This window comes from Thermomonospora curvata DSM 43183 (assembly GCF_000024385.1).
GTDB classification, from domain to species: domain Bacteria; phylum Actinomycetota; class Actinomycetes; order Streptosporangiales; family Streptosporangiaceae; genus Thermomonospora; species Thermomonospora curvata.
In genome coordinates, this window is record NC_013510.1 from 4,949,829 (window position 1) to 4,971,490 (window position 21,662).

Sequence of the window (21,662 nt, forward strand, 5' to 3'; positions counted from 1 at the left end):
TCCGCTTTCTCAGCGGACCTTCGGCCGCCCCTGGGGGGCGACGACCGGCGGTCTTCGGCAGAAGACCAGGGTACGCGGCCGGGCCCCGGCCGCCAAATCCGGCGGACCCGGCCGCGCGAGGCTCACCGCTCAGGACCCGGGGAAGCGGGGCGCCCCAAGGTCGTCCAGGAAGCTCGAGAAGTCGCCCACCTGGTCCGCCGGGGGCGCGCTGACCTGCACCGGCCTGCCGTAGTCGGAAAAGTGGCTGGTGACGTCGACGGTGCCCAGCGACATGTCGGCCTTGACGATCTGCTTGCGCGGCAGGCCCTGCTCGTCCACCCAGATGTCGATGGTCATCTTCCCGGCGCCGAGCTTCTCCAGCCCCTTCTCCAGCTCCTGGCGGTCCTTGTCGCTCAGCGCGCCCAGGCCCGCGTTGGAGTCGACCGTGCCGGCGTAGTGGGTGGTCCGCACCCCCTCCACCACCTCCTCGCCCACCTTGTGCACATCCGGCGAGGCGGTCAGCATCTGGGCCATCTGCGCCGGGCCGTACTGCTTGGCCTGCGCCAGGGCCTCGGCCCCGGTATCGCCCAGCGACATCTTCAGCCAGGGCTTGCTCCCGCCGCCCTGCGGCAGATTCAGCTTCATGTAGATGGTGCCGCCGATCATGACCATTTCCGTCGGACGCTGCGCGGCCTGGGCGCCCAGGCCGTCCAGACCCGACATCGTGGTGGTGACCGTGCCCTTCATCGCCGGCTCCGGCCGCAGCCTGACCTGCATCCTGCTCTCGGTCCTGGTCTCCACCTTCTGGGACTGGACGGTCATGTTGGCCGTGGAGACCATGCGCATGCTGTAGGTGTCGGCCTGCTCGGTCTTGTCGGAGACCTGGGCCATGAACTGGGCCGCGGCCGCCTTGAACGCGCCACCGGCGCCCTGGTCCTGCGTGCCCTCCTCTCCCAGGCACCCGGTGAGCGTGAGCAGCAGGGCCCCGCTCATGGCCACCGTCGCGGTCAGCCGGCGGCGTGCGGTCACTCGGCGGTGCATCGTCAGGTCCTTCCCGTGGCGGATCTCGGTACGACTTTCGGTACGAGGCCGCACGCTATCTTGCGATCAGCCGCGTTCTGGGGGATTGGGACCCATTCCGGCCGCCGGGCGGTGACCGGTTCCGGCCGCTACCGGCCGCGCAGGAACTGCCCGATCCGGTCGGTCACATCGCCGACCTGGTCGGCGGGCGGCGGGTTCACCGTCACTGCGTCCCCGTAATCGCGGTACAGCACGGTCATCGTCGAGGTGTCCCGGCCGTCGGCGGTCCCCTTGACCACCAGCTTGCGGGGCAGGTCCGCCGCATCGACCCACACATCGAAGCTCAGCCGGTCCGAGCCGCTCGCGGTGTACCAGCGGCCGATCCGCTCCCGCGCCACGGGATCCAGCCGGTCCAGCGCGTCCTGGACGGTCACCGTCCCGGCGTAGTGGACGGTCTTGACGCCCTCGACCTCCTCCTCGCCGACCCGGCGCACGTCCTTGGAGGCGGTGAGCATCTTGGTCTGCTCGGCGGGGTTGATCCGCCGCACCGCATCGGTCAGCTCATCGAAGCCGAAGCCGACGACCCGCCCGGCCGCGTCCACGTTCACCCGCAGCCACGGCTTGCCGCCGGTGATCATCTGGGCGAGCCGGGGCACCTTGGCGTACAGGGTGCCGTCCGTCAAGATCGCCTGGACGCCGGCGCCGGGCAGGCTCTGGCCGGACAGCCTCACCTCCCCCAGCGTGACGCTGAAGGCCAGGTCGGGCCGCAGCCGCACATCGCCCGACCCCCGGATGACCGAGCCGGGCTCCCCGGTGTCGGTGATCGTCAGCTCGGCCTCGAAGGTGTCGGCCCGGCCGGTCTGCTGCGACGCCTTGACCAGTGCCACATCGGCCGGGAGGACGGCCGTCCCGGAAGGGGCGTCCCCGGAGCCGCCCAGGCATCCGGTGAGGGAGAAGACCACGGCGGCGCTCGCTGCGGCGGCCACCGGCGCACGGCGGGCCATTCGGCGTCCCATCTGAAGACCTCTCTGTCACGCTTCGTCGATCCGGCGCCCCGGAGGAGGGATCCACCGGATTTCAGTGTGTTCGGACAGGTCTTAGGCCATCATCCCCCGCCGGTACCAATGCGCACCCGCCTCGTACGTCTCAGGTCGTACCGCCCGGGGAGGCCCCGGCCGCCCAAAGCCCAAAAGGGGCGTCCCCGGGAAAGGCCCCGGGGACGCCCCCTGTCGCGTCCGATGGTTCTCAGACCAGTTCCGCGGTCAGGTTGCGGACCAGGTTGGGGTCGACCGGGATGCCCGGCCCCATCGTGGTCGTCATGGTGATCTTCTTCAGGTACCGGCCCTTGGCCGCGGTCGGCTTGAGCCGGATGATCTCATCCAGCGCGGCGGCGTAGTTCTCCACCAGCTGGCGGTCCTCGAAGGAGGTCTTGCCGATGATGAAGTGCAAATTGGCGTGCCGGTCCACGCGGAACTCGATCTTGCCGCCCTTGATGTCGGTCACCGCCTTGGCCACGTCCATGGTGACGGTGCCGGTCTTGGGGTTGGGCATCAGGCCGCGGGGACCGAGGATCCGGCCCAGCCGGCCGACCTTGCCCATCATGTCCGGGGTGGCCACCACCGCGTCGAAGTCCAGGAAGCCGCCCTGGATCCGCTCGATGAGGTCGTCGGTGCCGACGTAGTCGGCGCCGGCGCTGCGGGCCTCCTCGGCCTTGGCGCCGCCGGCGAAGACCAGCACCCGGGCGGTCTTACCGGTGCCGTGCGGCAGGTTGACGGTGCCGCGGACCATCTGGTCGGCCTTGCGCGGGTCCACGCCGAGCCGGATGGCGACCTCGACGGTGGCGTCGAACTTGGTGCCGGAGGTCTTGCGGGCCAGCGCCACCGCCTCGGCGGGCGTGTAGAGCCGGCTCTTGTCGACCAGCTCGGCGTTCTTGCGGTAGGTCTTGCTGCGCTTCATGTACTGCTCCCTGGGATGAGAGTTCGTGGTGCGGGCCTGCGCCGGGCCCTCCCACGGCGGGTGCCGGGTGCGGCGGTTACTTGATCTCGATGCCCATCGACCGGGCGGTGCCGGCGATGATCTTCTCGGCGGCCTCCAGGTCCCGGGCGTTCAGGTCCGGCATCTTGGTCTGGGCGATCTCGCGGACCTGGTCGCGGGTGATGGAGCCGACCTTGGTCTTGTGCGGCTCGCTGCTGCCCTTCTCCACCCCGGCGGCCTTGAGGATCAGCTGGGGCGCCGGCGGGGTCTTGGTGACGAAGCTGAAGGAGCGGTCCTCGTAGATGGTGATCTCTACGGGGACGACGTTGCCGCGCTGGGACTCCGTGGCAGCGTTGTACTGCTTGCAGAAGTCCATGATGTTGACGCCGTGCGGACCGAGCGCGGTACCGACCGGCGGCGCCGGAGTGGCCTGGCCCGCTTGCAGCTGGATCTTGACGAGGGCCTTGACCTTCTTCTTGGGAGGCATGCGCGCCTTCCTCTCGTTCCTGTTTCGCCTAGTCCCGACTCCCGCATCGCGGGCAACGTGGCGGCCGGAACACATCCGCCACGTAGGGACCTTGGGATTCCCGCCCGCGCGGACGCGGCACCGCCCTGCCCGCCGCGGCGGGGCGGCCGACGACCGCACGGCCTGAGTCGTCCCCGCACGCACCGGGGACGGCCCGGGCCCACGCGGGGAGGTCAGATCTTGGAGACCTGGTTGAAGGACAGCTCGACCGGGGTCTCCCGGCCGAAGATCGACACCAGGACCTTGAGCTTTTGCTGCTCGACGTTGATCTCGCTGACCGTGGCCGGCAGGGTCTGGAACGGGCCGTCCATGACGGTGACCGACTCGCCGACCTCGAACTCCACCGTGCTGGTGACCTTGGTCTGCTCCTTGGCCTTGCCCTTTTCCTCCTCCGGCGGCGGGGCCAGCAGCTTGGCCACCTCGTCCAGGCTCAGCGGGGAGGGCTTGTTGAGCAGGCCCACGAAACCGGTGACGCCGGGGGTGTTGCGGACCGCGGCCCACGACTCGTCGGTCAGCTCCATGCGGACCAGGATGTAGCCGGGCAGCATCTTCTCGTTGACCTTCTGACGCTTGCCCTGCTTGATCTCGGTGACCTCGTGCTGGGGCACCTCGACCTGGAAGATGTAGTCCTCCATGTTGAGGGACTGGGTCCGGGTCTCGATGTTGGCCTTGACCCGGTTCTCATAGCCGGCGTAGGAGTGCACCACGTACCACTCCCCCGGCAGCATCCGCAGTTCCCGCTTGAAGTCCTCGTACGGGTCCTTGGCCGGGGCCTGCTGAGCGGCCTCGGCTTCCTCCTCCTGGAGGCTTTCCGCCGGCTCGACCGCAGCCTCCTGCGCGGACCCGGCCTCGTCGGCGGCCTCGTCGTAGGGCTGTGGGAACTCGGACACGGTGGCTCTTCTCTCGTATCGGTGACGGAACGCGTATCGGCGATGTGGGTGCCTGAGACCGGCCGCGGGAATGTTCTGCGGCGGCTCGGCGGGGCCGGGACGGCTCAGCCGAAGACGGCGAAGACGCCCTTTTGCAGCCCCCAGTCCAGACCGGCGACGAACGCCATCATGACCAGCACGAAGACCAGCGACACCAGGGTGTAGTTGATCAGCTCGCTGCGGGTGGGCCAGATCACTTTGCGCAGCTCGGCGATGATCTGGCGGACGAACAGAACCGGAGAGGTCCGCTTGCGCGCGGACTTCTTCTCCTTGTCCTTGTCCTCGGTCGCGGCGGGCTCGCCGCGCATCTCAGTCGCCATCGCCGTCACCCATCGGTCGTGAACCAACCACTGATCCGTGGCCCGTGGCCGTGCGCGCCCGCTTCCGCGGCGTGCCCCTCGATGCCCCGCTCAGGCGTGGCGGCGATGAAGGACGCACTGGTGCGGGCACCGCACTTCGCAGGGCAGGAGGGACTCGAACCCCCAACCGCCGGTTTTGGAGACCGGGACTCTACCAATTGAGCTACTGCCCTCTGCTCCTCGATCGCGATCGAGGATGGCGTCTTACAGCTTACGGCCTACCGCGAGGGCAGAACAGTGAGCTGAAGACCCGCCACTAAGTCGATGAGTGTACGTGCAGTGCCCGCCAGAGTCGAACCAGACGCCCCCGCGCAGGTCATCGGCCCTTACCAGCCGCCGGTTCCAGCGGCGTGGGCGTCCCGCCCGCCCCCTGCCGGCAGGTCTGAAACCATGGGTGTCATGAGCAGTGAAAGACGTCGCATCTCCGCGCGCATCGCCGCGATCTCCGAGTCGGCCACGCTCGCCGTGGACGCCAAGGCCAAGGCGCTCAAGGCCCAGGGCCGGCCGGTCATCGGGTTCGGCGCGGGCGAACCGGACTTTCCCACCCCCGACTACATCGTCGAGGCCGCGGTGACCGCCTGCCGCGTGCCGCGCTTCCACAAGTACACCCCGGCCGGGGGGCTGCCGGAGCTGCGCGCCGCCATCGCCGAGAAGACCGCCCGCGACTCCGGGCTGCAGGTGGACGCCTCCCAGGTGCTGGTCACCAACGGCGGCAAGCAGGCGGTCTACGAGGCGTTCGCCGCGCTGCTGGACCCCGGGGACGAGGTGCTGGTGCCCACCCCGTACTGGACGACCTACCCGGAGTCGATCAAGCTGGCCGGCGGGGTGCCGGTGTTCGTGACGGCCGATGAGAGCACCGGCTACCGGGTGAGCGTGGAGCAGCTGGAGGCGGCCCGCACCGACCGCACCAAGGTGCTGCTGTTCGTCTCCCCCTCCAACCCCACCGGCGCCGTCTACACCCGCGACCAGATCGCCGAGATCGGCCGCTGGGCGGCCGAGCAGGGCCTGTGGGTGATCACCGACGAGATCTACGAGCACCTGGTCTACGGGGACGCCGAGTTCCACTCCATGCCGGTGGTGGTGCCGGAGCTGGTCGACCGCACGCTGGTGCTCAACGGGGTCGCCAAGACCTACGCGATGACCGGCTGGCGGGTGGGCTGGATGATCGGCCCGCAGGACGTCATCAAGGCCGCCACCAACCTGCAGTCGCACGCCACCTCCAATGTGGCCAACGTCTCACAGGCGGCGGCGCTGGCGGCGGTGACCGGCGACCTGTCGGCGGTGGCCGAGATGCGCAAGGCGTTCGACCGGCGCCGCCGGACCATGGTGCGGATGCTGAACGAGATCCCCGGCGTGGTCTGCCCCGAGCCGGAGGGCGCCTTCTACGCCTACCCGTCGGTCAAGGCGCTGCTGGGCAAGGAGATCCGCGGCAAGCGCCCGGCCACCACCGTGGAGCTGGCCGAGCTGATCCTCACCGAGGTGGAGGTGGCGCTGGTGCCCGGCGAGGCGTTCGGCACCCCCGGCTACTTCCGGCTCTCCTACGCCCTGGGCGATGAGGACCTGGTCGAGGGGGTCAGCCGGGTGGCCAAGCTGCTGTCGGAGGCGAGCTGAGCGCTCCGGCCGCCGAGCCCCGGTCCGGTTTCTCCTTCCCGGGCACGCCGCGGCCGAGGGCGATGCCTTGAGACCGCGCGCCGGGAAGACCCGCTGTGAACGCCCCGCCCTCGCACGGGCCGGGGCGTTCGCGGCCTGCGAAACCGGTCGCGGCGGGGACTATGCCCGCCTCCGCCGGTGCGGGCGGGCCATGCCCCGACTGGTCCGAACGGGTGGTCTTGACATGACCCGTGCCCGTACGGGCGGGCGCATCCGGCAAAGTTAGGTCATGCAGGCCGACTCCCTTTCCGTCCGTCCGATTCACACGCTGCCCAAGGCCCATCTGCACCTGCACTTCACCGGCTCGATGCGGCACAGCACGCTGGTGGAGCTGGCCCGGCGGCACGGGGTGCACCTGCCGGACGCGCTGGTGGAGGACTGGCCCCCGAAACTGCGCGCCACCGACGAACGCGGCTGGTTCCGCTTCCAGCGCCTGTACGACATCGCCCGTTCGGTGCTGCGCGAGCCCGACGATGTGCGCCGGCTGCTGCTGGAGGCGGCCGAGGACGAGGCCGCCGAGGGGTCGGGCTGGCTGGAGATCCAGGTGGACCCCAGCGGCTATGCGCACCGCTTCGGCGGGCTGACGCCCACCGTGGAGCTGGTGCTGGACGCCGCCCGGCAGGCCGAGGCCGCCACCGGGGTGGGCATCGGCGTGGTGATCGCCGCCAACCGCACCCGGCACCCCCTGGACGCCCGGACGCTGGCCCGCCTGGCGGCCCAGTACGCCGGGCGGGGAGTGGTGGGGTTCGGGCTGTCCAACGACGAGCGGCGGGGCCGGGCCTATGAGTTCGAAGGGGCCTTCCGCATCGCCCGCCGCGCCGGGCTGCTGTCCACCCCGCACGGCGGGGAGCTGCTCGGCCCGGCCAGCGTCCGCGAGTGCCTGGAGTTCCTGCACGCCGACCGGCTGGGGCACGGGGTGCGGGCGATCGAGGACCCGGCGCTGCTGGAGCGCATCGTGGAGCGGGGCGTGACGCTGGAGGTCTGCCCGACCTCCAACGTGGCGCTGGGGGTGGCGCCGTCGGCCGCCGCGGTGCCGGTGCGCGCCCTGTTCGAGGCCGGTGCCCGGCTGGCGCTGGGCGCCGACGACCCGCTGCTGTTCGGCTCCCGCCTGGCCAGGCAGTACGAGCTGGCCCGCACCGAGCACGGTTTCACCGACGCGGAGCTGGCCGAGCTGGCCCGCGCCTCGGTGCACGGCTCGGCGGCCCCCAGCGAGGTCCGCAGGCGCCTGCTGGCCGGCATCGACGCCTGGCTGGCCTCCCCCGTCCCCTGCGACGATCGCATGCCCCAGTCGGCGTTCTCCTAAAGGCCCGGTTCGGCGGTGGCCGTCCTCAGGCGCCGTTCCACAGGCCCTGGCGTTCCAGGTGGGCGATGAGCAGCTCCCCGGCCCGCATGATGTGGGCGCGCATGGCGGCGCCGGTCTCCTCCGGGTCGGCCTCGCGCAGCGCCGCCAAGATGCGCCGGTGGTCCTCCAGGGCGATGCGGGGCCAGTCGGGCAGCCGCCCGTACAGGCCGCGCGGGACGTAGCGGGCCACCGCGCCCAGGGACCAGGCGAGCTTGGCCGAGCGGGCGGCCAGGTTGATGCAGCGGTGGAAGTCGTGGTTGTGCTCTTCCACCAGGTCGATGCGGCCGGCCTCGACCGAGCGGCCCATGGCGTGCTGGATGGCGTTCAGCTCCCGCAGCGTGCCGGTGGTCAAGGTGGTGGCGGCGCGGGCGGCCAGCTCGGCGGCGATGTCGGCCTGCACCCAGAACAGGTCCTGGACGTCCTGGCGCGACAGCGGGGCCACCACGAAGCCGCGGCGGGGTTCCAGCAGCACGAACCCCTGGCTGCGCAGCGACTGCAGGGCCTCGCGCACCGGGGTGACGCTGATGCCGAACTCGGCGGCCAGCCGCTCCAGGCGCAGGTACTGGCCCGGGCGGATGCGGCCTTCCATGATCTGCTCGCGCAGCCGGGCCGCGACCTCGTCACCGAGCTGCGGTCGAGTTCCCAGGCCCTGCCGCGATGGCGCCACGTCTCACCCGCCCCATCGGGGTCCTTCCGCGGCGGGGGCACCGCGGCCGGAAAGGACCCCGCTTCCATGATGCGATGCAAAGCCCGGATCTGGAACGCATCGGCGGGCCCCGGCGGCCGACGCGGGCGCGCCTCACAGTTTCACGCCGACCATGACCGGTTCGTTGACCAGTTCGATGCCGAACGCCTCGCGCACCCCGTCCCGCACCTGGCGGGCCAGTGCCAGCAGGTCGGCGGTCCGGGCGGTGCCGTCGGGGTTGGTGAGGGCCAGCGTGTGCTTGGTGGAGATGCGGACCGGGCCGAGGGCGTGGCCCTTGCCGAACCCGGCCTTGTCGATCAGCCAGGCCGCCGAGGTCTTGGTGCGCCCGTCGGGCTCGGGGTAGCGGGGGAAGGTCGTCTCCGGTCCCAGCCGCTCGGCCACCCGGCGTTCCAGTTCGGCCAGCTGGGCGGCGTCCAGGATGGGGTTGGTGAAGAACGAGCCGGCGCTGCGGGTGTCGGGGTCGTCGGGGTCCAGCACCATGCCCTTGCCGCGGCGCAGCTCCAGCACGGCCTGGCGGGCCTGGTGCAGCGGGACCCGCTGCCCGGGGCTGACGCCGAGGGTGCGGGCCAGCTCGGCGTAGGCGATGGGCTGGGATTCGTCGCTTTCCTCCAGCGCGAACGTCACATCCAGCACCACGTGCCGGTCCCGGCCCTTGAAGACGCTGGTGCGGTAGCCGAAGCCGCAGGCGGCGTTGTCGAGGGTGACGATCTCGCCGGTGCGGCGGTCGTAGGCGCGCACCCGCACGATGGTCTCGCTGACGTCCTGCCCGTAGGCGCCGACGTTCTGGATGGGGGTGGCGCCGACCCGTCCGGGGATGCCCGACAGGCATTCCAGCCCGGCCAGCCCGTCGGCCACGCAGCGGGCCACGAACGGCTCCCATTCCTCGCCGGCCTGGGCGGTCACCAGCACCTTGCCGGGCCGGGCCGGGTCGGTGCGGCAGGTGACGCCGCGGGTGGCCACGTGCACGACGGTGCCGGCGAAACCCTCGTCGGCCACCACCAGGTTGCTGCCGCCGCCCAGGATCAGCACCGGCTCGCCGTCGGCGTCGGCCTGGCGGACCGCCTCGACCAGCTCGCTTTCGGCGTCCGCCTCGATGAAGCGGCGCGCCGGTCCGCCGAGCCGCAGGGTGGTGTAGGCGGCCAGGCGGACGTTCTCGCAACGGACGGCCATGCTCGCTTGCCTCCTCGACGGCTCCTGCCCGTCCGCGCGGCCCGAGCGGGCGGGCCCGCGTGCGTCCCAGCATAGGGAGCGGTGCGTGCGGGCCCGCCGAAGGGTCTGCGAAGCGGCCGGTGCCCGGCGGTCAGGCCAGGCGGACGACGGCCCGGGCGCGGGTGAGGACCTTCTGGTCGTTGCAGCGGGCGGTCAGGGCCACCACGACCTTGTTGTCGTCGAGCTTCTCTTCGATCTTGCCGCTGACCTCGATGTCGGCGCCGCCCTCGTCGGGCACCACGACCGGGGCGGAAAAGCGCACGCCGTAGTCGACGACGGCGCCGGGGTCGCCGACCCAGTCGGTGACGTACCGGCCGGCCTGGGCCATGGTGTACATGCCGTGGGCGATGACGTTGGGCAGCCCGACCTGCTTGGCGAAGCTCTCCCGCCAGTGGATCGGGTTGAAGTCACCGGAGGCGCCGGCGTACATGACCAGGTTGGCCCGGTCGACGTGGTAGGTCTGCGGCGGGAGCTCGGTGCCGACCTCGACCTCGTCGTACTTCACCTTGGCGGTCATCAGGCCCCCCGTTCCACGATCGTGTTGTAGGCGGTGCAGACCGGCTCGCCGGACACCGTCTTGATCTCGGTGCGCAGCTCGATCTTCTCGTTCTTGCCGATCGCCTTGATCTCGGTGATGGTCGTCTCGCACACCAGCTCGTCACCGGCGTGGATCGGACGGGTGTACTCGAAGCGCTGCTCGCCGTGGACGACCATCGCGAAGTTGAGGCCGAGCTCGGGGTCGGCCAGCGCCTCACCGCCCAGCGAGATCACGATGGGGAAGGTGGGCGGCGCGATGACATCGGGGTAGCCGGCGGCCTTGGCGGCCTCGCGGTCGCGGTAGAGCGGGTTCGGGTCGCCGATGGCGTCCGCGAACTCCCGGATCTTGACGCGGCTCACCTCGTAGGGCTCGGTGGGCGGGAAGGTCCGCCCGATGAAGTCCCGGTTCAGTGCCATGTATTCGTCCGTCCTTCCAGGGCCGGGAGCCCTGCGCTACGGGTTTCCTCCGCGTGACCGTAACAGAACGACGTTCGGCCCGCCTTCTGAGGTCTCAGAAGGCGGGCCGAACATTGCCCAAGCTTGGCGCTCGACCTCGGTGGCCCCGCAGCCGACGGAGCGGCGGACCTGCGCTCAGCGGGTCTCGCGGTGGACGCGGTGGCACCGGCAGTTGGGGCAGTACTTCTTCAGCTCCAGCCGGTCCGGGTCGTTACGCCGGTTCTTGCGGGTGATGTAGTTGCGGTGCTTGCACTCCTGGCAGGCCAGCGTGATCTTCGGCCTAACGTCGGTGGCGGCCACGAGGGAGTGCCTTTCTGACGAGGGACATGGACATACGCACCCCAATGGCCCGTCGGTGACGGGCTGATGGGGATAGTAGCGAGGGCCGGACTTGAACCGGCGACACAGCGATTATGAGCCGCTTGCTCTGCCTGACTGAGCTACCTCGCCGAGACGGTCACTGCGGACCGGTGACTAAGGATACCGGACCCAGACCGCGTCTTGGAAACGCCCCGGTGCTCGCCGGCTCCACAGGAAACCGACTGACCTGGGCTTTCCCGGGTCCATCGCCGGAACCCGGGCCGTCTCCGCCAGAGAACTGGCGGCAACGGGCCGTTCGGGACTCCGGCAAAAGACCTGTAGTGAGGTTACCAGAATCGCAGCGGCGCTCCGACCTGCGTTCATCGCGGAAGCAGCGTCTCGGTGCCCGCGCGCCATTCCGCTATCAGCACGGTGGCGTCGTCCCGCGGCCGGTCGTCCCGGCCCTGCAGGACGGTCCTGACCAGCCGGCGCAGCGTCTCGGGGGCGGACAGGCCGTCGGCCTCGTGGCGGACGATGAAGTCCACGAAGCGTTCCAGGCCGACCTCCCGGCCGCCGGGGTCGACGGCCTCGACGATGCCGTCGGTGTAGAAGAGCAGCCGGTCGCCGGGTTCGAGCTGGTAGCCGGAGGGCGGAGGAGAGCTCTGCAGTCCCAGCCCCATCGGCATGTTGGCGGGCCCCTGCAGCTCGGCGACGCGCCGGCCGCGGCGGACGACCAGCGGGGCGGGATGGCCCCGGTTGATCCAGTCCAGCCGGCCGCTGCGGACGTCGAGGTCGGCCAGCACCCCGGTGGCGAAGCGGACGTCGGTGAACTGCTCGGCGATCGCCGCGTCCACCAGGTCGGCGACCTCGGTCAGCCCCGCGCCGCGCCGGTGGGCGTTGCGCGTGACGCCGATCGCGATGGTGCTGGTCAGCCCGGCGGCCGTGTCGTGCCCCATGGCGTCGAACACCGCCAGGTGCAGGGTGCTGCCGTCCAGGGCGTAGTCGTAGGAGTCCCCGCCGGCCTGGTAGGCGGGCTCCATCACCGCGGCGACCACCACGTCCCGGGTGGCGAAGACGCCGGGCGGCATCAGCGTCCGGGTCATCTCGGCCGAGAGCACCATCGGTTCGGTCCGGGACAGGCGGGCGCAGGAGTCGCTGAAGGCGCGCTTGCTCATCAGCAGCAGGGCGACCAGGGCGGCCAGGTCGCGCACCCGCCCCACGGCGGCGCCGGCGTCGATGGTGGCGCCCAGCACTCCGAGCCGCTGGGTGCCCTCCAGCAGCGGCGCCCACACCCGCTGCCCGGGGGCCGGCCAGAGCGGTTCGCCGGGTGACCTGCCCTGGACGACCTCGAAGTCGCGGTAGGCGCGGCCGGGCAGGGTGCCGTCGATGCGGATCGGCTCCAGCGGGCGGCCGTACCCGTCCCGCTGGCCGGGCAGCGGGATCAGGATCCGCTGCTGCAGGTCCGCCACATAGAGCGTGACGAAGTGGAGCCCGGCGGGTGCGGCGTGCGCGGTCACCAGGGCGGGCAGGTCCTCGAATGCGGCCAGGCGGCTGTCCTCCAGCAGCCCGCCCAGCATTCGTTCGCCTTCCGTCCCCATCTCAGCCCTCCCGCGCCGCCCCGAGGGCTTTACCCAGATCGGGCCGTGTCCACAGTCACGGGATGCCTAAAGATGGGAAGCCCGGCGGCTCACAGCGTCCACCAGCCGAAGGCCAGGTGGCCGATCAGCCAGATCCCGAAGCCGACCTGCACCACCAGCAGCAGGATCCGGACCGGCAGGGGCACCCGTTCGCGCAGCCGGAACAGGGACCACCAGTGCTCGGAGAAGGTGTCGCCGGGCGCCTTGCGGATCAGCGCCGCGGCCTCCACGACCAGGAAGAACAGGATCCAGGCGGTCCAGGCCAGGGTCCAGCCGGTGATGCGCCGCACGGGTGATTTGACCGTGTCGGTGTTGACGGGGGTGTTCATGCCGCACTCCTTCGGACATCACCCAGCGTCTCACCGTAGACACATAGGGTAAAGACTTCGGTACGGCCTGCTTACCCGCCGGATACATGCGAAGACCGCCGCCCGGATCACCGGACGGCGGTCTTCACTGCAGAAGCCTTGCGGCTAGAGCCCCTTTACGGAATCGAACCGTAGACCTTCTCCTTACCATGGAGACGCTCTGCCGACTGAGCTAAAGGGGCCTGCGCCGAACGCGCACTGCCACCATACACGCCTCGGACGCCGGATACGAAATCGATTTGGTCCGGCCTTGCCGCAACCGCCCCGCCGCACCCCGCCGGCCCACCCTCCGGGCGGGGCGGCGGCAGGAAGAGAAGGGCGGCTCAGTCGGCCAGCAGCCGCTTGGCGATCACCAGTTGCTGGATCTGGCTGGTGCCCTCGTAGATGCGGAACAGCCGGGCGTCCCGGTAGAACCGCTCGACGGCGACCCCGCGCATGTAGCCCATGCCGCCGAAGACCTGCACGGCCCGGTCGGCGACCCGGCCGAGCATCTCCGAGCAGAAGTACTTGGCGCAGGACGGGCCGAGCTTGCGGTCCTCCCCGGCGTCGTAGGCGCGGGCGGCCTCCAGCACCATGGCGCGCCCGGCGTACAGCTCGGCCTGGGAGTCGGCGATCATGCCCTGGACGAGCTGGTACTCGCCGATCTTGCGGCCGCCCTGGGCGCGCTCCTTGGCGTAGGCGACGGTCTCGTCCAAGATCCGCTGGGCGAGGCCGACGCAGACGGCGGCGATGCTCAGCCGGCCGTGCGCCAGCGAGGCCATGGCGGTGCGGAAACCGGTCCCCTCGGGGCCGACCATCGCACTGGCGGGCACCCGCACGTTGTCGAAGAAGACCTCGGCGGTGTGCGCGCCGCGCTGGCCCATCTTCTCGTCGGGCGGGCCGACCTTCAGCCCGGGGGCGTCCCGCTCGACCAGGAAGGTGGAGATGCCGCGCGAGCCGGGCCCGCCGGTGCGGGCGAAGACCATGAACACATCGGCCTCGGGGGCGTTGGTGATGAACCGCTTGGCCCCGTTGATCACGTAGTTGCCGTCGTCGTCCTTGACCGCCGTGGTGCTCAGCGTGCTGGGGTCGGAGCCGGCCTCGGCCTCGGTCAACGCGAACGCGCCGATCACCTCGCCGGAGGCCAGCCGGGGCAGCCACTGCCGCTTCTGCTCCTCGGTGCCGGCGTTGACGAGCACCTGCCCGGCGATGCCGTTGCTGGTGCCGAACATCGACCGGAAGGCGGGGCTGGCGTAGCCGAGCTCGAAGGCCAGCCGCACCTCCTCGCTGAGCGACAGGCCGAGCCCGCCGTACTCCTCCGGCAGCGCGTACCCGAACAGCCCCATCTCCCGGGCGGCCTGCCGCAGGCTCTCGGGAATCGCATCGGTCTCCTCGATCTCCTCTTCGCGAGGGATCACCTGCTCGCGGACGAAGCTGCGCACCGCGGCCAGCACATCGGCGAAGTCCTGTGCATCCATGAAGTTGATTCTAGAACGCCGCTCTAGGATGGCGCCCCTCCCCGCCGCATTGGGACCGTTCGCCCTGCCAGAGCCCGCGAACACCCGGCTGCGGCCGTCCCGCCGAGCGGAAATGACGATCATCGGCCATCGCAGTGCGCGCCACTGACACCCAGCTAAAAGCGAATCTTTTTCACATGTGCTCTCGGGCACCTGCGGGGAGGGCTCGATGGCGCCGGGTGCCGTGGCGTCTTACGATCCGCCTTTTCGCAGATGGCGCATGGCGGCATCGCAGGAACACATCCCTCGGTGTTCCCATTCGCGGTTCCCAGAACCGCAGGCCTGGAAAGGGGCGGTCGCCCCCTAACGTCCCTTCCCACCGCAGCAGGCGGACGCGATCGTCACCGAGTATTCGCGATCAGATCCGTCCAGGACCTTCGCGATGCACCGTCGATCGTCTCCCCGGCTACGCGTGGGGATTCTTGACAGGCGCTCAGCTCGGACGCCGATCCGGGCAGTCGGCGTAAACCCAGGTCGCCTCAAGATCGCAGCAAGCGATGCACAGCGTGCCCGCTATGAAGGCGAACTCATGGGTGCACCCGCCTTCATGCGGGAGCACTTCGTCAAGAATCAGGGGACCCAGGTCCGCCGGCTCCTCACCCTCGGCCGCCTCCACCGTGAAGGCCGTGACGCCCCGGTACCGGATGATGAGGTCCTCCTCGTGCTTCCAGCAGTTGTGCCGGAAGCAGAGCACCAGATCACCACCGGACGGCCCCTCGACCCGGGCGAGCTCGAGATCCTTGACGCACCGCTTCCCCATGAAGTCGTAGTGATCGGGATCCGTGGCGAAGGCCCGTGCCCCGGCAGGCAGCGCCTCGGCGATCTCGGGCAATCGTTCCAGGTAGGGATTCGGGTCGATGACGCCCGCCAGGTCTCCTGCGGTGGCGTTGAGATCGACGTACTTCACGGGCCCTCCGAAGTCAGGTGACAGGGCTTCAGCCCTCATATTCGGCACAACACCGCCGCCCCCGGGAACCATCGCGCCGATCTGCTCGGGCAACGCCTCCGGCCCGTGACCTGAACGTGTCCGAGCCGACACCCATACCCGCCTGCAGAAGACGGATGCTCATACCACGCGCCAAAGCGCTCGAGCCTCGCGCGAGGAGAAGAGAGCGATGCGGAGATCCAGTTCACGGTTCGGACTGTCAGAGAGCGAATGGAACTCGGCGCTCACCGAAGTCCGCGATGCGATCCTGGAAGCGGCCCGCGAACGACGCATGATCTCCTATGGAGAAGTCGCAAGCCGGGTTTCCACCATTTCTCTCGAACCGCACTCGGCCTTGATGAACCACCTTCTGGGGACCATTTTCGAGGAGGAGCACGCAGCCGGAAGACCGGCGCTGACCTCGATCGTCACCCACAAGTACGGAGACAAAGAACCTGGGAGCGGTTTTTATGAGATGGCCCGCTCCCTTGGATACAAGTTCAACGAGCCATATCTCTTTTGGGCCGCGCAGGTGCAAGCGGTCTTCAAGCTGCACGGCGAACCCAAAAGGACGTGAACGGCCCCGCTCCAAACCGCATGGAGCAGCCCCAATGGCCGATGGCGCGCAGCCGCCCCGGTGAACCGAAAAGCACAGCCTCCCTGCCAGACGTCCCAGGAACGACGCCCCCCAGCTGGTCAGAAGAGGGCGAACAGACCTCGCCGAGCGGTCACCGGCCACGTCTGCGTCACCGCATCGAGCCCCTCTGGGAGGGTCCGTTCGTCAGTCCGCGCAGCGGGACCACGGTCGACCGGACATACCTCGGCGCACGCCCCAAGATGCTCAGCGCCAAGGCAGCCGCCTCACCGAGACTCCCCCCACGCGCTGCGCCATGCGGCCGTGTCAACGTGGCTCAGCGCGGGCGTCCCTCCCACCCAGGTCGCCGAGTGGGCCGGCCACAGCGTCGCCGTCCTCCTCAAGCTCTACGCCAAGTGCATCGCAGGGCAGGAAGAGGACGCCAAGCGCCGCATCGCTGAGGCCACGAAACCCCGGGCCGCCAGCGGCGATACCCGCTGAAACTTGGGCACGTATTCGGCACAGATGCCCGTAGAGACCCGGTGATCGCCGGATGCGGCCGGATGGAACGCGAACGGCCCCTGACCGCGTTCACGCTGGTCAGGGGCCGTTTCAGGCGGGTGGCGGGTCCAGGATTCGAACCTGGGTAGGCTGAGCCGACGGATTACAGCCCTCCTGCCGAACTTCGTTGACCTGTAATTTCGTCACCAGAAAACGAAACTTCGATCCGTATTGGGCACGCCACCTATCTGGTGTCCGTAGCCCTCCCACTCGATCCGACAAGGCTGCGACGAGGCATCAGGTGTTCCCACATGGACACGCAAGCTGGCCGCCTAGGTTGGGAATGGAAACCCGTCCGCCTCAGTCCAGATCCAAGATCATTCATCCATGTAGCTCCCAGAGAACCAGCGCAGTAATACCGGTTCACAAAGGCCGTAACAATCTTGGCCGCTGACCAGGCAATCCTCTGACCTGCACGTTCCTAGATCATCTACTCACAAGTGACCGTGAGTCCTCGTGATTCCCCCCGCTATCGGGCACGCAACGGGCACTCCGTCACGGCCCAGCTACCCTTGGTGGGCCTGCGCATCCTTATCACCTCGTTCCGTCCCAAGGTCATCAACACCTGTGGTGCCGCTGGCCGGCCGTTGACGGCCCCGTCCCGGTGCGTCGCTGTCGCCGTCAGCGTTGCCGCCACCGCTGTCGGCGGGGATAGGTCCGGAGTGCTCGTCCGTGCGGACGGTCAGCAGGTGGGACAGACGGCATCGCGCGGACGGGCGCTCCGGGGCGCAGGGGGTCTGGGGGACGGCGCAGTCCCCAGAGGGGAGCTCGCTCAAGTCGGCGGCACGATGCCCGCCGGCGGGCTAGCGTGATCGTGATGGTGCTCGCTCCCGTCGCGTTGGTTTGTGCGTTCTACCTGGGCGGATGCACAACCGGCGGTCCGCTGCAAAATCGGGCCGTATCCGGTGGGCTTCCGTCCCTGTGGCCTGCGGTTTTACCCTGGGGTCCTCATCACCCCTCAGAGGGATCGCAACATGACGCGCCAGATCCGCTCGGCGATGTACCAGATGTCCTCATCACCCCTCAGAGGGATCGCAACTGGTCGGGCGTGGCGATCTGGGCCGCTACGGCCTGGTCCTCATCACCCCTCAGAGGGATCGCAACCCGCGCCGCTGGTGGCGGGTGACGGTGATGGTGCGGTCCTCATCACCCCTCAGAGGGATCGCAACGCGGTGCGGGCGGCGTGGATGGCGATCAGGCCGCGTCCTCATCACCCCTCAGAGGGATCGCAACCTGCGGCTATCCGCTTGGCCGCCTGATCCTCGCCGGTCCTCATCACCCCTCAGAGGGATCGCAACCCCCGGGGGCTCCCCGCCCTGCGCGCCACGCTGACGTCCTTATCACCCCTCAGAGGGATCGCAACGCGGTGCGGGCGGCGTGGATGGCGATCAGGCCGCGTCCTCATCACCCCTCAGAGGGATCGCAACCCCCGGGGGCTCCCCGCCCTGCGCGCCACGCTGACGTCCTTATCACCCCTCAGAGGGATCGCAGCGTCACCACGCGCGTGTAACCGTAGGTCAGGGTGGCGTCCTCATCACCCCTCAGAAGGATCGTGACTCATTGGCCTACACCCCCGTGTCCGGCTGAGCGGGCGGCGCGGCGGGACCGGCCCGGAGAGGCCGCATGCCCGCTGCGCCGGTCCACTCGGTGGCGGCCCGCGTCAGCGGGGCGCCCTTGAAGACGTAGAGAAAGTTCTCATCTGGAAGACGTAGAGAAAGTTCTCATCTGGTGCTCTGGCGCCGGCTCTCAGGCCTCACGACCTGTGTGACAGGTCGTTCTCAGATCCTGTGTGGCGCTCGCTGGGTGCTGGTGGGCTGGGTTAGAAGCGGCCATACGACGGGGTGTCTTCGGGTGTTGGTGGCTGGCGGAGCTTGGCAAGGAGCGTTCTGGCTCGGTGGAGCAAGCGGTGTGCGTGTTGCTTGATCAGGCTCATCAGCGGGTCAGTGCTCGCGTCTGTGGTGGTTGGGTGGTTTGCAGGGAGCTGGGGTGGTTCGTAGGCGGTTGCCGGTGTTCTGGGCTGGGGGCCGACTGGGCTGGATGTGCTGGATGTAGTCGGCGAGCTGTTCGGGAGTGCTGGCGACCAGGGTGGTTGCGTTGCTGCGTAGGGCGAACCAGCGGCCGGTGAGTGGGTTGTACAGGAACGCCCAGTGAGGGAAGCGCCTGCGTAGTGCGTGGAGGGCTGCGGTGGGGTCGGGGGTGTTCATGAGGCCGGCGGGGGGAGTTCGGCCCAGACGGTGCGGCCGGTTGAGTCGCCTTTGACGCCCCATGCGGTGGTGAGGGCTTGGACGAGGGTGAGGCCGCGGCCGCCTTCGCGGCCGCAGGTGGGTTGGCCGAAGGTTTCGGGGCCACCTTGGTCTGTGACCTCGATGAGGGCGGTGCCATCGGGGCGGCGGCAGATGGTGAGGGTGAAGGTCCCGCCTTCTTGGCCGGTGCGGGTGTGTTCGACGGTGTTGGTCGTCAGTTCGCTGACGATGAGGGCGGCGTCGGGGTGGTCGGGAAGGCAGGCGGCGGCGTAGCGGCGGGCCTGGCGGATCTGGTCTTTGCGGCCCGGGAAGGTTCGCTGCCGCTTTTGCCCGTCTTCCGGTGGGGTGTGGGTTGGGGTCATGGGGAGCTCTCTTTGCGATCTTGCAGGTCAGAGCACCTGCCCAGCACTACTGATACTTAAAGTACGGGCTCAGTAGTTTGAGTACAAGTCACTTGAGTACTTGCGTCGCACAATAAGTACTGATCTCCTAGGGCCAGGAGACTGAAGGAGGCCGCGCATGTTCGGGCTGGTGGTTCGGTTCACCTGCAAGGACGAAGCGAGCGCTGAGGCCTTCGATCGGCTGGTGGCCGAGACGGTGGACAAGATCCGAGAGCGTGAGCCGGGCACGCTGGTGTACGCCACGCACCGGGTGGAGGGGCGGCCGCTTCAGCGGATCTTCTATGAGCTGTATCGGGACCGGGCGGCCTTCGAGGCGCACGAAGAGCAGGAGCACACCAAGCACTTCTTGAGCGCTCGGGAAGAGTTCCTGGCCTCGGTGGAAGTGGACTGGTTGGAGCTTCAGGCCGGTAAGGGAACGGCGGGTGAGTAACGAGTATCAGCGGGCGCTGGGTCGGCGGATCGCCCGGGAACGCAAGCGGCGCGGCCTGTCACAGCCTGAGCTGGCGCGGTTGATCGATCGGTCGGTGGCGTGGGTCTCCCAGGTCGAACGCGGAGTCCGCAAGATCGACCGGATGTCGGTGTTGGAGAAGCTGGCCGAAGCACTGGAAGTGCCGCTGGCGGAACTGGCGGCCGAAGCGCCGGTGGTCGCCGCTGCGACCGAGGAGACGCCGGGGTCGGCGGGGCTGCGGCTGGTGCTGGCGGGGGCTCACTCGCTGCGGGCCATGCTGCACTCGGCTCCCGTCCCGCCCACGGACGAGATCGGGCCTCAGGTCGATCGGGCCTGGGAACTGGTGCACGAAAGCCGGTATGAGGAGCTGGCCGACCTGCTGCGCGGGCTGGTGCCCGCGTTGGAGACGGCGGTGCGGTCGGCCGAGCAGGAACGCCGGCCCGAGCTGTTCGAACTGCTGGCCAAGACCTATCAGGCGTGCTCGGCGGCGCTGGCCAAGCTGGGTGAGCCCGAAGCGGCGTGGATCGCCGCCGACCGGGCGATCGCGGCGGCCGAACGGGCCGGTGACCCGCTGCTGATGGCGGCGGGGGCGTTCCGGCTCGGGTTCGTGTTCCTGGGCGCACGGCACTTCGACCAAGCCGAAGAGACCGCCCGGACGGCCTCCGAAGCGCTGTGGTTCCTGGTCGAGCAAGGCAAGCCCGAGGCCATGTCGCTGTGGGGCGGGCTGACCCTGCAACGGGCCGTCGTCGCCTCCCGGCTCAACCAGGCCGACGAGGCCTACGCCCACTTGGCGCGGGCGCGGGAGGTCGCCGAACGGCTGGGGGACGGGCGCAACGACTACAACACCGAGTTCGGACCGGCCAACGTGGCGCTCCATGAGGTGGCGGTGGCGGTCGAGCTGGGAGACGCCGGCCACGCCCTACGGGTCGGCGCCGCGGTCGATACCTCCGCCCTGTCGCCCGAGCGGCGCGCCCGGCTGGGGATCGACCTGGCCCGCGCTCACGCCCAGCGCCGGCAGGTCACCGAAGCCGTCTCCACCCTGCTGGAAGCCGAACGGCTCACCCCAGAGCAGATACGGAACCACCGAATCGTCCGGCAACTGGTGTCCGATTTGCTGACCATGCAAGACCCACCCTCCCCTGAGCTGCGAGAACTCGCCGACCGGGTGGGCGCATAAAAGCACATGGCCCGACACTAAAAGTACTAGCAGAAACTCTGAGTACCGGGCGCTGTCTGTGCTGAGGCTGATCGGCCGCTCAGGCCTACGGCTGAGCCGACCTCCAACCCGCTCAAGCTGGTGAAGTGGACTCGTCCCCGCGTCGCCCAGACCCTTGACATGCGGCTGGTGGTCAACCCCGACCAGGCCCGGCGGCTGCTGGACGCCGTCCGGGCCCAGGGCAAGCGGGGGGAACGCATGGTGGCGTTCTTCGCGGTCATGTACTACGCCGCACTTCGCCCGGAAGAGGCAGTGGACCTTCGCCGTGAGCGCTTGGTCCACCTGCCCGAGGACGGATGGGGACAGATGCGCCTGACCCATGCCGAACCCCGTAGCGGCTCACGCTGGACCGACAGCGGCAAGCCGCGGGACCGGCAGCCGCTCAAGCACCGTGCGCCCGGCGAGACTCGCCAGGTGCCCATCCATCCGGAGCTGGTCCGGATCCTGCGTCACCACCTCGACGCCTTCGAGATCCCGCCCGGCGGGCGCCTGTTCGTCGGTCCGCGCGGCGGGATCATGACCGACCGGACATACCTCGGGGTGTGGCGTAAGGCCCGTGAGAAGGCTCTGAGCGCCAAGGAAGCCGCCTCACCGAGACTCCCCCACGCGCTGCGCCATGCGGCCGTGTCAACGTGGCTCAGCGCGGGCGTCCCTCCCGCCCAGGTCGCCGAGTGGGCCGGCCACAGCGTCGCCGTCCTCCTCAAGGTCTATGCCAAGTGCATCGCGAGTCAGGAAGAGGACGCCAAGCGCCGTATCGCCAAAGCCACGAAACCCCAGGCCGCCAGCGGCGACACCCGCTGAAACCT

At 69.5% G+C, this 21,662-nt stretch carries 23 protein-coding genes, 3 tRNA genes and 1 CRISPR repeat array; of the genes, 7 read left to right on the forward strand and 19 right to left on the reverse strand.

Annotated features, from left to right (window positions below):
* Positions 1 to 129 precede the first annotated feature (129 nt).
* The 7 genes from TCUR_RS21380 to TCUR_RS21410 all read right to left on the reverse strand — a co-directional run bounded on the left by TCUR_RS21380 (position 130) and on the right by TCUR_RS21410 (position 4,960).
* Complete coding sequence (locus tag TCUR_RS21380; RefSeq protein WP_012854662.1) at positions 130 to 1,020, reverse strand: SCO4651 family lipoprotein; 891 nt, start codon at positions 1,018 to 1,020, stop codon at positions 130 to 132.
* A 128-nt stretch (positions 1,021 to 1,148) separates the two neighbouring features.
* The gene (locus tag TCUR_RS21385; protein ID WP_012854663.1) at positions 1,149 to 2,015 is read right to left on the reverse strand and encodes an SCO4651 family lipoprotein; all 867 of its coding nucleotides are present in this window, start codon (positions 2,013 to 2,015) and stop codon (positions 1,149 to 1,151) included.
* Between the two features lie 229 nt (positions 2,016 to 2,244).
* Positions 2,245 to 2,955: a 50S ribosomal protein L1 gene (rplA, locus tag TCUR_RS21390; RefSeq protein WP_012854664.1), complete on the reverse strand. Its 711-nt coding sequence runs from the start codon at positions 2,953 to 2,955 to the stop codon at positions 2,245 to 2,247.
* Positions 2,956 to 3,031: 76 nt separating this feature from the next.
* Complete coding sequence (rplK, locus tag TCUR_RS21395) at positions 3,032 to 3,460, reverse strand: 50S ribosomal protein L11 (protein WP_012854665.1); 429 nt, start codon at positions 3,458 to 3,460, stop codon at positions 3,032 to 3,034.
* 212 nt (positions 3,461 to 3,672) lie between these two features.
* Positions 3,673 to 4,389 (reverse strand): transcription termination/antitermination protein NusG, encoded by a 717-nt coding sequence (nusG, locus tag TCUR_RS21400; RefSeq protein ID WP_012854666.1) that lies wholly within the window; start codon positions 4,387 to 4,389, stop codon positions 3,673 to 3,675.
* Between the two features lie 104 nt (positions 4,390 to 4,493).
* Positions 4,494 to 4,748 carry a preprotein translocase subunit SecE gene (gene secE, locus TCUR_RS21405; protein ID WP_012854667.1) on the reverse strand — a complete coding sequence of 85 codons (255 nt, stop codon included), beginning with the start codon at positions 4,746 to 4,748 and terminating at the stop codon, positions 4,494 to 4,496.
* A gap of 139 nt (positions 4,749 to 4,887) precedes the next feature.
* A tRNA-Trp gene (locus TCUR_RS21410) sits at positions 4,888 to 4,960 on the reverse strand.
* A 226-nt stretch (positions 4,961 to 5,186) separates the two neighbouring features.
* Between TCUR_RS21410 and TCUR_RS21415 the strand changes: the two genes are divergently transcribed.
* Together TCUR_RS21415 and TCUR_RS21420 are read left to right on the forward strand one after the other, a co-directional pair.
* Positions 5,187 to 6,398, forward strand: coding sequence for a pyridoxal phosphate-dependent aminotransferase (locus TCUR_RS21415; RefSeq protein ID WP_174315335.1), 1,212 nt, complete (start codon positions 5,187 to 5,189; stop codon positions 6,396 to 6,398).
* 268 nt (positions 6,399 to 6,666) lie between these two features.
* Complete coding sequence (locus tag TCUR_RS21420; RefSeq protein WP_012854669.1) at positions 6,667 to 7,740, forward strand: adenosine deaminase; 1,074 nt, start codon at positions 6,667 to 6,669, stop codon at positions 7,738 to 7,740.
* Positions 7,741 to 7,765: 25 nt separating this feature from the next.
* Here TCUR_RS21420 and TCUR_RS21425 read toward each other — a convergent pair whose 3' ends face one another.
* The 11 genes from TCUR_RS21425 to TCUR_RS21475 form a co-directional block, all read right to left on the reverse strand.
* Positions 7,766 to 8,446: a GntR family transcriptional regulator gene (locus tag TCUR_RS21425; protein WP_012854670.1), complete on the reverse strand. Its 681-nt coding sequence runs from the start codon at positions 8,444 to 8,446 to the stop codon at positions 7,766 to 7,768.
* Positions 8,447 to 8,578: 132 nt separating this feature from the next.
* Entirely contained in the window at positions 8,579 to 9,655 is a 1,077-nt protein-coding gene (locus TCUR_RS21430) for a UDP-N-acetylmuramate dehydrogenase (protein WP_012854671.1), read from the reverse strand.
* 130 nt (positions 9,656 to 9,785) lie between these two features.
* Positions 9,786 to 10,211 (reverse strand): MaoC family dehydratase, encoded by a 426-nt coding sequence (locus TCUR_RS21435; protein WP_012854672.1) that lies wholly within the window; start codon positions 10,209 to 10,211, stop codon positions 9,786 to 9,788.
* Positions 10,211 to 10,648: a MaoC family dehydratase N-terminal domain-containing protein gene (locus tag TCUR_RS21440; protein ID WP_012854673.1), complete on the reverse strand. Its 438-nt coding sequence runs from the start codon at positions 10,646 to 10,648 to the stop codon at positions 10,211 to 10,213. The genes TCUR_RS21435 and TCUR_RS21440 overlap by 1 nt, the downstream gene beginning before the upstream one ends.
* 174 nt (positions 10,649 to 10,822) lie before the next feature.
* Complete coding sequence (gene rpmG / locus TCUR_RS21445) at positions 10,823 to 10,987, reverse strand: 50S ribosomal protein L33 (RefSeq protein WP_012854674.1); 165 nt, start codon at positions 10,985 to 10,987, stop codon at positions 10,823 to 10,825.
* A 76-nt stretch (positions 10,988 to 11,063) separates the two neighbouring features.
* Positions 11,064 to 11,137, reverse strand: a tRNA-Met gene (locus TCUR_RS21450).
* A gap of 230 nt (positions 11,138 to 11,367) precedes the next feature.
* Entirely contained in the window at positions 11,368 to 12,585 is a 1,218-nt protein-coding gene (locus TCUR_RS21455; RefSeq protein ID WP_012854675.1) for a PP2C family protein-serine/threonine phosphatase, read from the reverse strand.
* 89 nt (positions 12,586 to 12,674) lie between these two features.
* Positions 12,675 to 12,953 carry a hypothetical protein gene (locus TCUR_RS21460; protein WP_012854676.1) on the reverse strand — a complete coding sequence of 93 codons (279 nt, stop codon included), beginning with the start codon at positions 12,951 to 12,953 and terminating at the stop codon, positions 12,675 to 12,677.
* Between the two features lie 148 nt (positions 12,954 to 13,101).
* Positions 13,102 to 13,174 (reverse strand) — tRNA-Thr (locus tag TCUR_RS21465).
* Between the two features lie 141 nt (positions 13,175 to 13,315).
* The gene (locus tag TCUR_RS21470) at positions 13,316 to 14,449 is read right to left on the reverse strand and encodes an acyl-CoA dehydrogenase family protein (protein ID WP_041440212.1); all 1,134 of its coding nucleotides are present in this window, start codon (positions 14,447 to 14,449) and stop codon (positions 13,316 to 13,318) included.
* Between the two features lie 472 nt (positions 14,450 to 14,921).
* The gene (locus TCUR_RS21475) at positions 14,922 to 15,395 is read right to left on the reverse strand and encodes a hypothetical protein (protein WP_012854678.1); all 474 of its coding nucleotides are present in this window, start codon (positions 15,393 to 15,395) and stop codon (positions 14,922 to 14,924) included.
* Positions 15,396 to 15,603: 208 nt separating this feature from the next.
* On the opposite strand from TCUR_RS21475, the gene TCUR_RS21480 reads away from it, so the two are divergent.
* Together TCUR_RS21480 and TCUR_RS26100 are read left to right on the forward strand one after the other, a co-directional pair.
* Positions 15,604 to 15,990 carry a hypothetical protein gene (locus tag TCUR_RS21480; protein WP_012854679.1) on the forward strand — a complete coding sequence of 129 codons (387 nt, stop codon included), beginning with the start codon at positions 15,604 to 15,606 and terminating at the stop codon, positions 15,988 to 15,990.
* A gap of 321 nt (positions 15,991 to 16,311) precedes the next feature.
* On the forward strand, positions 16,312 to 16,488 hold the full coding sequence (locus TCUR_RS26100) for a site-specific integrase (protein WP_245536915.1): 177 nt from the start codon (positions 16,312 to 16,314) through the stop codon (positions 16,486 to 16,488).
* A gap of 1,004 nt (positions 16,489 to 17,492) precedes the next feature.
* Positions 17,493 to 18,105: a CRISPR direct-repeat array (repeat unit 30 nt; unit sequence GTCCTCATCACCCCTCAGAGGGATCGCAAC).
* A gap of 643 nt (positions 18,106 to 18,748) precedes the next feature.
* Here the strand turns inward: TCUR_RS26100 and TCUR_RS21490 are convergent.
* Positions 18,749 to 19,153 (reverse strand): ATP-binding protein, encoded by a 405-nt coding sequence (locus TCUR_RS21490; RefSeq protein WP_012854680.1) that lies wholly within the window; start codon positions 19,151 to 19,153, stop codon positions 18,749 to 18,751.
* A gap of 157 nt (positions 19,154 to 19,310) precedes the next feature.
* Between TCUR_RS21490 and TCUR_RS21495 the strand changes: the two genes are divergently transcribed.
* The 3 genes from TCUR_RS21495 (at position 19,311) to TCUR_RS21505 (ending at position 21,657) form a co-directional block, all read left to right on the forward strand.
* On the forward strand, positions 19,311 to 19,622 hold the full coding sequence (locus tag TCUR_RS21495; RefSeq protein ID WP_012854681.1) for a putative quinol monooxygenase: 312 nt from the start codon (positions 19,311 to 19,313) through the stop codon (positions 19,620 to 19,622).
* Entirely contained in the window at positions 19,615 to 20,817 is a 1,203-nt protein-coding gene (locus TCUR_RS21500) for a helix-turn-helix domain-containing protein (protein ID WP_012854682.1), read from the forward strand. Before TCUR_RS21495 ends, TCUR_RS21500 begins: the two co-directional genes overlap by 8 nt.
* 159 nt (positions 20,818 to 20,976) lie before the next feature.
* Positions 20,977 to 21,657, forward strand: coding sequence for a tyrosine-type recombinase/integrase (locus TCUR_RS21505; RefSeq protein ID WP_012854683.1), 681 nt, complete (start codon positions 20,977 to 20,979; stop codon positions 21,655 to 21,657).
* Positions 21,658 to 21,662 lie beyond the last annotated feature (5 nt).

Bases quoted from the DNA above. Each gene is read 5' to 3' on its own strand.
- TCUR_RS21380 (WP_012854662.1), bottom strand. From the start codon at position 1,020: ATGCACCGCCGAGTGACCGCACGCCGCCGGCTGACCGCGACGGTGGCC.
- TCUR_RS21385 (WP_012854663.1), bottom strand. From the start codon at position 2,015: ATGGGACGCCGAATGGCCCGCCGTGCGCCGGTGGCCGCCGCAGCGAGC.
- rplA (WP_012854664.1), bottom strand. From the start codon at position 2,955: ATGAAGCGCAGCAAGACCTACCGCAAGAACGCCGAGCTGGTCGACAAG.
- rplK (WP_012854665.1), bottom strand. From the start codon at position 3,460: ATGCCTCCCAAGAAGAAGGTCAAGGCCCTCGTCAAGATCCAGCTGCAA.
- secE (WP_012854667.1), bottom strand. From the start codon at position 4,748: ATGGCGACTGAGATGCGCGGCGAGCCCGCCGCGACCGAGGACAAGGAC.
- TCUR_RS21415 (WP_174315335.1), top strand. From the start codon at position 5,187: ATGAGCAGTGAAAGACGTCGCATCTCCGCGCGCATCGCCGCGATCTCC.
- TCUR_RS21420 (WP_012854669.1), top strand. From the start codon at position 6,667: ATGCAGGCCGACTCCCTTTCCGTCCGTCCGATTCACACGCTGCCCAAG.
- TCUR_RS21430 (WP_012854671.1), bottom strand. From the start codon at position 9,655: ATGGCCGTCCGTTGCGAGAACGTCCGCCTGGCCGCCTACACCACCCTG.
- TCUR_RS21435 (WP_012854672.1), bottom strand. From the start codon at position 10,211: ATGACCGCCAAGGTGAAGTACGACGAGGTCGAGGTCGGCACCGAGCTC.
- TCUR_RS21440 (WP_012854673.1), bottom strand. From the start codon at position 10,648: ATGGCACTGAACCGGGACTTCATCGGGCGGACCTTCCCGCCCACCGAG.
- TCUR_RS21455 (WP_012854675.1), bottom strand. From the start codon at position 12,585: ATGGGGACGGAAGGCGAACGAATGCTGGGCGGGCTGCTGGAGGACAGC.
- TCUR_RS21460 (WP_012854676.1), bottom strand. From the start codon at position 12,953: ATGAACACCCCCGTCAACACCGACACGGTCAAATCACCCGTGCGGCGC.
- TCUR_RS21470 (WP_041440212.1), bottom strand. From the start codon at position 14,449: ATGGATGCACAGGACTTCGCCGATGTGCTGGCCGCGGTGCGCAGCTTC.
- TCUR_RS21480 (WP_012854679.1), top strand. From the start codon at position 15,604: ATGCGGAGATCCAGTTCACGGTTCGGACTGTCAGAGAGCGAATGGAAC.
- TCUR_RS21490 (WP_012854680.1), bottom strand. From the start codon at position 19,153: ATGACCCCAACCCACACCCCACCGGAAGACGGGCAAAAGCGGCAGCGA.
- TCUR_RS21495 (WP_012854681.1), top strand. From the start codon at position 19,311: ATGTTCGGGCTGGTGGTTCGGTTCACCTGCAAGGACGAAGCGAGCGCT.
- TCUR_RS21505 (WP_012854683.1), top strand. From the start codon at position 20,977: ATGCGGCTGGTGGTCAACCCCGACCAGGCCCGGCGGCTGCTGGACGCC.